We start from the raw sequence: 12,299 nt of genomic DNA, 5'->3' as shown, positions 1-12,299 counted from the left end.
CAGATCACCCACGCGGGGGACCCGGGCCCCCTTGGGCGGTGCGTTAACGCCGGGGTAATGTTGACCACCGGTACACGGCGTCACGCGGTCCCGGAGCGGAACACCGACCCACAGTCGGGGTTTTATCCACTTTGGGAGGTTTAGCGGGGTTCCCTCGTGGAAAAACCGGCTAGGCCAGCCCTCATCGGGGACAACCGAGAGGGACAAGCACCGCCCCCCGGGGGGCGAACCGCGAACACCGGCGCACCGCGGCGCCATCTGGTCTAGACCTCCGATTCGCATCGCGGCCGGACCAGCGTGTATAAGGGAACCCGCCCGCAACAGGGACCCCGACCGCCACCGGCGACCACGAGGACGTGGACGCGCGACGGTAGCGCGAAGGGCGCCCGCACAGCGGGAACCGCCGCTCACGCGGCACACAACTACATCCGCACGCAGCAGGGCCAATGTCGTCCCGAATGCGCTTTTCACAAAGCCGACAAGAGACGACAGGGAGGGTAGATGCCCGCTGCTCAGGTGCGGCGTTCGTCCGTCCGAACGAACGCAGAATCCACTTCCCAGGGCCTGTACGACCCCACCTTCGAGCACGACGCCTGCGGTGTGGGCTTCGTCGCCGACCTCACCGGCCGGCGCAGCCACGACATCGTCGAGAAGGCGCTCACGGTCCTCCGCAACCTCGACCACCGGGGCGCCTCCGGCGCGGACCCCGACGACGGGGACGGCGCGGGCATCCTCACCCAGATCCCGCACGAGCTCTACACCGAGGTCTGCGGCTTCGCACTCCCCGAGCCCGGCGCCTACGCCACCGGCATCGCCTTCCTCCCCGTCGACGCCGCCGAGCGCGCCGCCGCCGTCGAGGCCATCGACGCCATCGTCGCCGACGAGGGGCTGACCCTCCTCGGCTGGCGCGAACTGCCCTTCGAGCCCCAGTACAGCGGCCCCGCCGCCCGCCAGGCCATGCCCTACTTCGGGCAGCTCTTCATCACCGGCACCCCGGGCACCCCCACCGAGGGCCTCACCGGCATCGAACTCGAACGCCACGCCTACTGCGTCCGCAAGCGCGCCGAGCACGAGACCGACGTCTACTTCCCGAGCCTGTCCCCGCGCACCATCGCCTACAAGGGCATGCTCACCACCCCGCAGCTCGAACCGTTCTTCCCCGACCTGTCCGACCGGCGCTACGCGTCCGGCCTCGCCCTGGTCCACTCCCGGTTCTCCACCAACACCTTCCCGTCCTGGCCGCTCGCCCACCCGTTCCGCTTCGTCGCCCACAACGGCGAGATCAACACGGTCAAGGGCAACCGCAACATGATGCGCGCACGCGAGGCCAAGCTCGCCAGCGACCTCATCCCCGGCGACCTCGACCGCATCTTCCCCATCGTCGACCCCGACGACTCCGACACCGCGTCCTTCGACGACGCCCTCGAACTCCTCCACCTCGGCGGACGCACCCTCCCGCACGCGGTGCTCATGATGATCCCCGAGCCCTGGGAGAACCACACCGAGATGGACCCGGCCGTCCGGGCCTTCTACGAGTACCACTCCACCCTCATGGAGCCCTGGGACGGCCCCGCCTCGGTGTCCTTCACCGACGGCACCGTCGTCGGCGCCGTCCTGGACCGCAACGGGCTGCGCCCCGGCCGCTACTGGGTCACCGAGGACGGCTTCGTCGTCCTCGCCAGCGAGGCCGGAGTCCTCGACATCGACCCCGCCACCGTCGTCCGCAAGGGACGCCTCCAGCCCGGCCGCATCTTCGTCGTCGACACCGCGCAGGGCCGCATCATCGAGGACGAGGAGATCAAGGCCGAACTCGCCGCCGAACACCCCTACCAGGAGTGGATCGACTCCGGCGTCCTGCGCCTCGCCGAACTCCCCGCCGCGGACCCCGTCCCCGTCGCCGAGCTCAACCTCGCCCAGCAGGTCTTCGGCTACACCGAGGAAGAACTCCGCGTCATCCTCACCCCCATGGCCCGCACCGGAGCCGAGCCCATCGGCTCCATGGGCACCGACACACCCGTCGCCGCACTCTCCGACCGCTCCCGGCAGCTCTTCGACTACTTCTCGCAGAACTTCGCCCAGGTCACCAACCCGCCGCTGGACGCCATCCGCGAGGAGATGGTCACCAGCCTGTCCACCCTCCTCGGCGCCGAGCACAACATCCTCGACGCCGCCCCCGGCGACACCCAGCGGCTCGTCCTGCCAACACCCGTCGTGGACCAGGCCGAACTCGCCGCCATCGTCGCCGCCGGCCGAGACAACCCCGCCCTCAGGACCTACACCGTCGACGGCACCTACCCCGTCGACGGCGGCGGGGACGCCCTCTCCGCACGCCTCGACCAGATCAACACCGAGGTGTCCCGGGCCATCGCCGACGGCGCGCACATCCTCGTGCTCAGCGACCGCGGGGCCGGCGCCGACCGGGCGCCCGTCCCCTCGCTCCTGCTCACCGGCTCCGTCCACCACCACCTGGTACGCGAGAAGACCCGCACCGAGGTCGGCCTCCTCATCGAAGCCGCCGACGTGCGCGAATGCCACCACGTGGCACTCCTCGTCGGTTACGGCGCCTCCGCCGTCAATCCGTACCTGGCCCTCGCCACCGTCCGCGACATGGTCGAACGCGGAACCCTCGGCGGCGTCGACGCCGACACGGCCGTCCGCAACACCGTCAAGGCGTTCGGCAAGGGCGTCCTCAAGGTCATGTCCAAGATCGGCGTGTCCACCGTCAGCTCCTACACCGGGGCCCAGATCTTCGAGGCACTCGGCCTCGGCGCCGAGGTCGTCGACCGTTGCTTCACCGGAACCACCTCACGCCTGGGCGGCGTCGGCTTCGACGTCCTCGCCGAAGAGGTCGCCATCCGCCACCGCCGCGCCCACGCCGCCAACCCCGGCGCCCACCGGCGCCTGGACGTCGGAGGCGAGTACCAGTGGCGCCGCGAGGGCGAACCCCACCTCTTCAACCCCGAGACGGTGTTCAAGCTCCAGCACTCCACCCGTACCCGCACGTACGAGATCTTCAAGGAGTACACCTCCAAGATCGACGACCAGGCCGAGAAGCTCATGACCCTGCGCGGGCTCTTCCGCCTCCGCGAGGGCGTGCGCGAACCCGTCCCCGTCGACGAGGTCGAACCCGTCTCCGAGATCGTCAAGCGCTTCTCCACCGGAGCCATGTCCTACGGCTCCATCTCCGCCGAGGCACACGAGACCCTCGCCATCGCGATGAACCGCCTCGGCGGCAAGTCCAACACCGGCGAGGGCGGCGAGGACCCCGCCCGCTTCACCCCCGACGCCAACGGGGACCTGCGGCGCAGCGCCATCAAGCAGGTCGCCTCCGGCCGCTTCGGCGTCACCTCCCACTACCTCAGCAACGCCGACGACATCCAGATCAAGATGGCCCAGGGCGCCAAGCCCGGCGAGGGCGGCCAGCTGCCCGGCCACAAGGTCTACCCGTGGATCGCCGACACCCGGCACTCCACCCCCGGCGTCGGGCTCATCTCCCCGCCGCCGCACCACGACATCTACTCCATCGAGGACCTCGCCCAGCTCATCCACGACCTCAAGAACGCGAACCCGTCCGCACGGGTCCACGTCAAGCTGGTCTCCGAAGCGGGCGTCGGCACCGTCGCCGCGGGCGTCTCCAAGGCCCACGCCGACGTCGTCCTCATCTCCGGCCACGACGGGGGGACCGGCGCCTCGCCGCTCACCTCCCTCAAGCACGCGGGCACGCCCTGGGAGCTCGGCCTCGCCGAGACCCAGCAGACCCTCCTGCTCAACGGCCTGCGCGACCGCATCGTCGTCCAGGCCGACGGACAGATGAAGACCGGACGCGACGTCGTCATCGCCGCCCTGCTCGGCGCCGAGGAGTTCGGCTTCGCCACCGCGCCCCTCGTCGTCTCCGGCTGCGTCATGATGCGCGTCTGCCACCTCGACACCTGCCCCGTCGGCGTCGCCACCCAGAACCCCGCCCTGCGCGCACGGTTCTCCGGCCAGGCCGACCACGTCGTGAACTTCTTCGAGTTCATCGCCCAGGAGGTCCGCGAGTACCTCGCCCGGCTCGGCTTCCGCAGCCTCGACGAGGCCATCGGCGCCGTCGACCTGCTCGACACCACCGAAGCCGTCACCCACTGGAAGGCCCAGGGGCTGGACCTCGCACCCATCCTCCACGAGGTCGAACCCCGCACCGGCGACCACCGCACCCACCAGCGCATCCAGGACCACGGCCTCGACAAGGCCCTGGACAACACCCTCATCCAGCTCAGCGAGGGCGCGCTCGACTTCGGCCGGCCCGTCCGGCTCGAACTGCCCGTGCGCAACGTCAACCGCACCGTCGGCACCATGCTCGGACACGAGGTCACCAAGCGCTACGGCGCCGACGGCCTCCCCGACGACACCATCGACGTGTCCTTCACCGGATCCGCGGGACAGTCCTTCGGCGCCTTCGTGCCCAAGGGCGTCACCCTGCGCCTGTCCGGGGACGCCAACGACTACGTCGGCAAGGGACTCTCCGGCGGCCGCATCGTCGTCCGCCCCGCGGCCGACTCCCGGCTCGTCGCCGAGGACCACATCATCGCCGGAAACGTCATCGGCTACGGGGCCACCTCCGGTGAGATCTTCCTCCGCGGCGTCGTCGGCGAACGCTTCTGCGTCCGCAACTCCGGCGCGCTCGCCGTGGTCGAGGGCATCGGCGACCACGGCTGCGAGTACATGACCGGCGGACGCGCCGTCGTCCTCGGCCGCACCGGCCGCAACTTCGCAGCCGGCATGTCCGGCGGCATCGCCTACGTCCTGGACCTGGATGCCCGGCGCGTCAACACCGAGATGGTCGAGATCGACGCCCTCACCGACGAGGACCGCGCCTACCTCACCGACGTCCTCACCCGGCACCTGGCCGAGACCGGCTCGGACGTCGCCCGGCGCGTCCTCGCCCAGGGCGACACCGGCCTCGCCCGGATCGCCAAGGTCATGCCGCGCGACTACAAGCGGGTCCTGCTCGCCCAGGCAGAGGCCGAAAGAGACGGCCGCGACGTCAACGAGGCCGTCATGGCCTCCGCGCAGTCCTGAGCGCCGGCCCACACGAGAGGAGGAGAAACACCATGGCCGACCCCAAGGGTTTCCTGAAGATCACCGAGCGGGAGCTCCCCGCCCACCGCCCCGTCGACGTCCGCATCCAGGACTGGCGCGAGGTGTACGAGGACTTCGACCGCGCCACCGTCACCAAGCAGGCCTCGCGCTGCATGGACTGCGGCATCCCGTTCTGCCACAACGGCTGCCCGCTCGGCAACCTCATCCCCGAGTGGAACCACCTCGTCCACAACCACGACTGGGCCGAGGCGATCGAACGCCTGCACGCCACCAACAACTTCCCGGAATTCACAGGCCGGCTCTGCCCCGCCCCCTGCGAGTCCGCGTGCGTGCTCGGCATCAACCAGCCCGCCGTCACCATCAAGAACGTCGAGGTCTCCATCATCGACCGCGCGTGGGAGGAGGGCTGGGTCAAGCCCCTGCCCCCCACCACGCGCACCGGCAAGAAGGTCGCCGTCGTCGGCTCCGGCCCCGCCGGGCTCGCCGCCGCACAGCAGCTCACCCGCGCCGGACACGACGTCACCGTCTACGAGCGCGCCGACCGCATCGGAGGCCTCCTCCGCTACGGCATCCCCGAGTTCAAGATGGAGAAGCGGCACATCGACCGCCGCCTCGCCCAGATGACCGCGGAGGGCACCGCCTTCCGCACCGGCGTCGAGATCGGCGTCGACATCACCGTCGACGAGCTCCGCGCCGGCCACGACGCCGTCGTCCTCACCGGCGGAGCCACCGCCTGGCGCGACCTGCCCGCACCCGGACGCGAGCTCAAGGGCATCTACCAGGCCATGGAGTACCTGCCCCTGGCCAACAAGGTGCAGGAGGGCGACTACGACCGCGCCCCCATCCACGCCGAGGGCAAGCACGTCATCGTCATCGGCGGCGGCGACACCGGCGCCGACTGCGTCGGCACCGCCCACCGCCAGGGCGCCGCGTCGGTCACCCAGCTGGAGATCATGCCCAAGCCCCCGGCGACGCGGCCCGACCACCAGCCCTGGCCGACCATGCCGATGCTGTACAAGGTCACCAGCGCCCACGAGGAGGGCGGACGGCGCATCTACTCCGTCAACACCCTGGAGTTCCTCGGCGACCAGGACGGCAACGTCCGCGCGCTGAAGCTGGTCGAGGTCAAGCGCGGCCCCAACGGCTTCGAGCCCGTCGAGGGCACCGAGCGCGAGATCCCCGCCGACCTGGTCACCCTCGCCATGGGCTTCGTCGGCCCGCAGAAGGAGGGCATGATCGACCAGCTCGGCGTCGAACTGGACGGCCGCGGCAACGTCGTGCGCGACAGCGACTACCGCACCACCGTCGACGGCGTCTTCTGCGCCGGCGACATGGGGCGCGGCCAGTCGCTGATCGTCTGGGCCATCGCCGAGGGCCGCTCCGCCGCCGCGGGCGTGGACCGCTTCCTCGCCACCGGGACCGGCCTCCCCGGCGGCACCAACCTGCCGGTGGCCATCCCGCCGACCGAGCGCCCCCTGGTCTAGGGAGCGCCCGCACCGCGGGACACGGCAGAACACCACGCGTCGGGCGCGGGGGGAACACCCCCCGCGCCCGACGCGTTCCCGCCTGCCGGTGCCTGCCGGTGCCTGCCGGTGCCTGCCGGTGCCTGCCGGTGCCTGCCGGTGCCTGCCGGTGCCTGCCGGTGCCTGCCGGTGCCTGCCGGTGCCTGCCGGTGCGAGGCCGGGCCGCGGGCGGCCACAGGCGCCGGGAGCCGCGCGCACAGGGCGCCCGCGCCCCGTCCACAGGCCGCACCGCCCCCTGGCCCGCCCGGCCCCGCCCGGAGATACTGGGAACAGACGGACCCGACCCGGCGCCCGGGCCTCCCCGCACCCCTCCCACGGAGCCCCGCACCGGGCCAGCCCCTCCGCCGGCCCACAGCGCCCGCGGACACACCAGCGAGGACGACGCCCATGGCCTACCGACTCATCGGCGACACCGCCATGGTCCTCCACCTGCTCTTCCTCGCCTACGTCACCCTCGGCGGATTCCTCGCCTGGCGGTGGCCCCGCACCATCCGGCCCCACCTCGCCTGCGCCCTCTACGGCCTCGGCGTCACCGTCGTCGGATGGCAGTGCCCCCTCACCGCCCTCGAGACCTGGGGACGCGAGAACGCCGGCCAGGCGGGACTCCCCGCCACCGGCTTCATCGACCACTACCTCACCGGCGTCATCTACCCCTCCCAACACCTCCTCACGGTCCAACTCGCCGTCGCCGCCACCATCGCCGCCTCCTGGGCCGGATACCTCATCCACCACCGAAGACGCAAACACCACAAAGCTTCGAACCCCGCGTAAAGAACGCGAATGGATTGTCCCGCGAGCTATTCTCCGCACCCGACAGCGGACGTACCGTCGAAGACATGACCGTCGTGACCTGGGACTCCTTCCGCACAGCGGAACACTTCACCATGCGCAACGCGCGACTCATCGACCGCCACCGCTTCGCCCACCTCTTCCAGAACGGCCCCACCGAACCCGTCCGCCAAGCACTCACCGCCTACCGCAACCTCGACGGCGGCTACGGCAACGGACTCGACCCCGACCTCCGCGGACACGCCAGCCAACCCGCCGCCGCCCAGATCGCCCTGCGCTACCTCGACGAACTCGGCCCCATCCCCACCACCGTCGGACTCGGCATCTGCCGCTACCTCTCCACCGTCAGCGAACCCGACGGCGGCCTGCCCCCCGTCCTGCCCAACGTCCGCTACAGCGAGGCCGCCCCCTGGTGGCAGCACCGCGACGACTTCACCGCCGACCTCGGCCTCACCGCCCACATCACCGGCCACCTCCACAAACACCACATCAGCCACCCCTGGCGCGACCTCGCCACCGCCTGGTGCTGGAAACGCATCGACGCACTCCACTGGACCGACCCCCACGAAGCCATCGGCATCTGCGCCTTCCTCCAACACGCACCCGACCGGCCCCGAGCCGTCCAGGCCATCAACCGCCTCTACCCCATGATCCGCGCCGGCATCGACGTCAACCCCAAACCCTGCGGACAGCGACACGTCCACACACCGCTCGACCTCGCCGACAACCCCAGCCACATCGCCCGGCCCCTCTTCACCGAAGCCGAGATCAACCGCAACCTCGACTACTTCGAGAACAGCCAACGCCCCGACGGCGGATGGGACGCCGCCTGGGAACACTGGGACACCGCCGCCACCATCGAACGCGAAGGCATGCGCACCATCCAACGCCTGCGCATCCTCCGCGCCTACGGCCGCGTCGCCGCCTTCCTCCCACCACCCCGCCGCGACCGCTGAACACCCGCCCACCGGGCCCGGCCCACCGACCGGGCCCCCACCCACACCCCAAAAACCCCCGGACACCCGCCCGCCTTCGATAGAGTCACCCGCCGACAACCCGACGGCACCCCGCGAAGGCACATGCCCACCACCACACCCCCCACGCCCGGCCGACCCACACCACGCCTCAGCCCGGCCTTCCACCGCTTCTGGGCCGGCAGCCTCTCCAGCAACCTCGCCGACGGCATCATGCTCACGGCCCTGCCCATGCTCGCCGCCGCCCTCACCAACGACCCCCTCGCCGTCGCCGGACTCACCGCGGCCCGCTACCTCCCCTGGCTCCTCTTCGGACTCCTCGCCGGAGCCCTCGTCGACCGCGTCGACCGCGTCAGGGCCATGGTCGCCGCCAACCTCCTCCGCGCCGCAGCCATCACCGCCCTCGCGATCCTCACCGCCACCGGCAACGCCACCGTCACCACCCTCTACATCGTCATGTTCGCCGCCATGACCTGCGAGATCGTCTACGACATCGCCGGAAGGGCCATCCTCCCCGCCCTCGCCCGCACCGCACTCGACCGCGCCAACGGACGACTCGTCGGCGGACGCGAAGTCGCCCAGGAATTCGCCGGCGCACCCCTCGGCGGCTTCCTCTTCGCCATCGCCGCAGCACTGCCCCTCGCCGCCAACGCCGGAGCCTACGCCCTCGGCGCCCTCATCCTCCTCGGACTGCCCCTCACCGCACGCCGAGCCCCCGCACCACCCACCGACCAGCCCGCCACCCCACCCGCCAACCCCGTCCGCGCCGTCCTCCACGACATCGCACAAGGCCTGCGCCACATCCACACCGACCCGCCCCTACGCGCCCTCATCCTCTTCGGCGCCACCCTCAACCTCGGCGCCGCAGCGGTCACCGCCGTCTTCGTCCTCACCGTCCAGGACCACTACGGCGTCCCCCCGCACCTCTTCGGCGTCTTCCTCGCCACCGCCGCCCTCGGCGCCATCGGCGGCGCACTCCTCGCCGGCAACACCGCACACCGCATCGGCCGCTACCGCGGCATCACCGCCGGATACCTCGCCCAAGCAGCCTTCTGCACCCTCTTCGCCCTCGCCCCCAACGCCCCCACCGCAGCCGCCGCCTGGACCCTCGTCGCCGCGGCCAGCGCCTACGGCACCGTCCTCTCCAGCGGCATCCTCCAGCAGATCGTTCCCGAACACCTCATGGGACGCGTCAGCAGCGCCAAACAGATGCTCGGCTTCGGACTCGCCCCCGCAGGCGCCCTCCTCGGCGGCCTCCTCGCCCGCGCAGACCTCCGGGCCCCCGCTCTCTTCGGCGCAGCCGTCTTCACCGCCGCCACCCTCCTCACCCTGCGCCACCTGCGCACCGCCACCGCCCGCGCCGACGCCAACGAACAGGCCGCCCGCGCCGACCCCGCCCACTGACACCCGCCCGCCCCGCCACCCCCTCGGGGACGGCAGGACCGGACAGGACAGGCCCCAGAAGCGCCCCCCGCGACGAACAGGCCCACCCCCAGAACCCGCCCCCGGCAAACCCCACCGCCTAACCCAACGCCAGGAACCGCACCCCCGCCCCCTCCCACGCACCCCGGGACACACCGCCCCCACGACCCGTCACCGAACGCACCGCGGCCACCCCCGCCTCACGACCCGACAACGCACCCGGAACCACCCCCTCCACCACCGCAGGATCGGCCTCCCCGAACAACAACCCCCGCACCACGTCCAAAGCCCCACCGCACACCCACGGACCCCGACCCAGCGCATCCGCCAGGTCCAACCCGTGCAACACCGACTCCACCACCCGCGTCACCAGGAAATCCGACAACAGCATCCGATCCCCGTGACGCGTCACCACCACCCGGTCCACCGGCTCCGCCGCCAACCGCGCCACCAACGGCGACCACCGCCCCCGCAACAACCGCCCCGCCTCACCCGCGTCCGCACGACGCGCCGCCGCCTCCACCGCCGAACCCACCCGCTGCGCGTTCACCTCCGCCGAGAACCGCACATCCGGCCGGTAATACTCCCCAGCAGAAACCAACGCCCCTCCCGTCACCGCAGGTTCACCAACCAACATCGGCTCCACCTGCAACATCGCCCTTACCGTGTGCGCCGCCAACGCCGCCACATCCCACGGCGCACACCGCGTCCCCACCACCGCCTCCTCCTCCGACAACCCCCACAACACCGCGTCCAACGAGGCAACCTCCACCGCCAACGCACCCAGCACCACATCACGCGAGAACACAGAACCTCCCAGAATCGCCACCGCCACAGGCAACCTACAGAAAGCCCCCGCACCACCCACAACCCCGTTCGTGCAACGACCCCGTTCGTCTTCCCGCAGCCTGAGATACGTCCATTCGCAACCTGGTTTAGACCACTGCATCCCCCAGACGCTCTAAAGTGATAGGCGTGACACGTCGAGCAAAAATCGTCGCGACCCTCGGTCCCGCCACGTCGAGCACGGAAGTCCTCCGCAAGCTCGTCGACGCAGGACTCGACGTCGCCCGTATCAACCTCAGCCACGGAACCCACGACGACCACAGCGCCAGCCTCGCCAACCTGCGCGAAGCCGCTGAGTCGGCCCAACGAGCAGTCGGAGTCCTCGCCGACCTCCAAGGACCCAAGATCCGCGTCGGCACCTTCCCCGACGGACCGGTCGAACTCACCGCCGGAGACGAGTTCACCGTCACCATCGACGACGTCCCCGGCGACGCCACACGCGTCTCCACCACCTACAAGGGACTCCCCGGAGACGTCCGCCCCGGCGACCGCGTCCTCATCGACGACGGCCGCGTCGTCCTCGAATGCACCAAGACCACCAGCACTGACGTCCACACCCGCGTCATCTACGGCGGAACCGTCTCCAACCACAAGGGACTCAACCTCCCCGGCGTCTCCGTCAGCGTCCCCGCCCTCACCGAGAAGGACGAGGCAGACCTCCGCTGGGCCCTCCACCAGGGCGTCGACATGGTCGCCCTCTCCTTCGTCCGCAGCCCCGCGGACGCCGAGGAATGCCACCGCATCATGGACGAGGAGGGCATCACCGTCCCCCTCATCGCCAAGATCGAGAAGCCCCAGGCGGTCGAACGCCTCCAGGACATCATCGAGGTCTTCGACGGAGTCATGGTCGCCCGCGGCGACCTCGGCGTCGAACTCCCCCTCGAGAACGTCCCCATGGTGCAGAAACGCGCCGTCGAACGCTGCCGCGACAAGGCCAAACCGGTCATCGTCGCCACCCAGATGCTCGAATCCATGATCGGATCACCCCGGCCCACCCGCGCCGAGGCCTCCGACGTCGCCAACGCCGTCCTCGACGGCGCCGACGCCGTCATGCTCTCCGGAGAGACCAGCGTCGGCCAGTACCCCATCGAGACCGTCGAGACGATGGCCCGCATCATCTGCGCCGCAGAACAGGAATCCCTGCGCGCCTCGCACATCCTCAACCGGGTACCCGAGACCACCGGCGGAGCCATCGCACGCGCCGCCGCCGAGATCGGCGCCACCATCGGAGCCAAGGCCCTCGTCGCCTTCACCATGTCCGGCGAAACCGCCCGACGCCTGGCCCGCTACCGCTCACCCATCCCGCTCATGGCGTTCACCACCGAGAACTCCACCCGCGGAACCCTCTCCCTCACCTGGGGAGTGGAGACCAACCTCGTGCCCTGGGTCGACAACACCGACGACATGGTCCGCCAGGTCGAAGCCGAACTCCTCCAGCTCGGCGACTACACCAAGGGCGACAAGGTCGTCATCGTGGCCGGCAGCCCGCCCGGAACCACCGGATCCACCAACTCCCTGCGCGTCCACCGCCTCGGCGACGCCGTCGCGCTCGGAACCACGTAGGACCGGCGCCCGCGACGGGCGCCCGCAAGACGTGCCGCATCAGGTCCGGCCCGGAGGAACGGCGTATGAGCCGCGCCGACCACCGGGTCAGGGCCAGGTGCGG

Annotated in this window: 7 protein-coding genes; 6 read left to right on the top strand and 1 reads right to left on the bottom strand. The window is 70.8% G+C overall.

Annotated features, from left to right (window positions below; all coding sequences use genetic code 11):
• Positions 1–501 precede the first annotated feature (501 nt).
• The 5 genes from gltB to ACQPYD_RS23835 all read left to right on the top strand — a co-directional run bounded on the left by gltB (position 502) and on the right by ACQPYD_RS23835 (position 9,769).
• Positions 502–5,058, top strand: coding sequence for a glutamate synthase large subunit (gltB, locus tag ACQPYD_RS23855; RefSeq protein ID WP_433697781.1), 4,557 nt, complete (start codon positions 502–504; stop codon positions 5,056–5,058).
• Between the two features lie 32 nt (positions 5,059–5,090).
• A complete protein-coding gene (locus ACQPYD_RS23850) occupies positions 5,091–6,563 on the top strand; it encodes a glutamate synthase subunit beta (RefSeq protein WP_267945757.1) in 1,473 nt (490 codons plus the stop codon).
• Between the two features lie 426 nt (positions 6,564–6,989).
• The gene (locus ACQPYD_RS23845; RefSeq protein ID WP_433697780.1) at positions 6,990–7,373 is read left to right on the top strand and encodes a DUF2784 domain-containing protein; all 384 of its coding nucleotides are present in this window, start codon (positions 6,990–6,992) and stop codon (positions 7,371–7,373) included.
• A 74-nt stretch (positions 7,374–7,447) separates the two neighbouring features.
• Complete coding sequence (locus ACQPYD_RS23840) at positions 7,448–8,347, top strand: prenyltransferase (protein WP_433702111.1); 900 nt, start codon at positions 7,448–7,450, stop codon at positions 8,345–8,347.
• 123 nt (positions 8,348–8,470) lie between these two features.
• On the top strand, positions 8,471–9,769 hold the full coding sequence (locus ACQPYD_RS23835) for an MFS transporter (RefSeq protein ID WP_433697779.1): 1,299 nt from the start codon (positions 8,471–8,473) through the stop codon (positions 9,767–9,769).
• Positions 9,770–9,887: 118 nt separating this feature from the next.
• Here the strand turns inward: ACQPYD_RS23835 and ACQPYD_RS23830 are convergent, their stop codons facing one another.
• Positions 9,888–10,616 carry a maleylpyruvate isomerase N-terminal domain-containing protein gene (locus ACQPYD_RS23830; RefSeq protein WP_433697778.1) on the bottom strand — a complete coding sequence of 243 codons (729 nt, stop codon included), beginning with the start codon at positions 10,614–10,616 and terminating at the stop codon, positions 9,888–9,890.
• A gap of 146 nt (positions 10,617–10,762) precedes the next feature.
• Between ACQPYD_RS23830 and pyk the strand changes: the two genes are divergently transcribed.
• Positions 10,763–12,196, top strand: a complete 1,434-nt coding sequence (pyk, locus tag ACQPYD_RS23825) for a pyruvate kinase (protein ID WP_433697777.1) — start codon at positions 10,763–10,765, stop codon at positions 12,194–12,196.
• The last annotated feature ends 103 nt before the right edge of the window (positions 12,197–12,299 follow it).

Source organism: Nocardiopsis sp. CA-288880 (assembly GCF_050955985.1).
Lineage (GTDB): Bacteria > Actinomycetota > Actinomycetes > Streptosporangiales > Streptosporangiaceae > Nocardiopsis > Nocardiopsis tropica.
Note: the sequence above shows the minus strand (reverse complement) of the source record. Positions and strands in the feature narration are given on the sequence as shown.

What these genes read in the sequence shown, in the direction of transcription:
- gltB (WP_433697781.1), top strand. Translation starts at nt 502, where the DNA reads ATGCCCGCTGCTCAGGTGCGGCGTTCGTCCGTCCGAACGAACGCAGAA.
- ACQPYD_RS23850 (WP_267945757.1), top strand. Translation starts at nt 5,091, where the DNA reads ATGGCCGACCCCAAGGGTTTCCTGAAGATCACCGAGCGGGAGCTCCCC.
- ACQPYD_RS23845 (WP_433697780.1), top strand. Translation starts at nt 6,990, where the DNA reads ATGGCCTACCGACTCATCGGCGACACCGCCATGGTCCTCCACCTGCTC.
- ACQPYD_RS23835 (WP_433697779.1), top strand. Translation starts at nt 8,471, where the DNA reads ATGCCCACCACCACACCCCCCACGCCCGGCCGACCCACACCACGCCTC.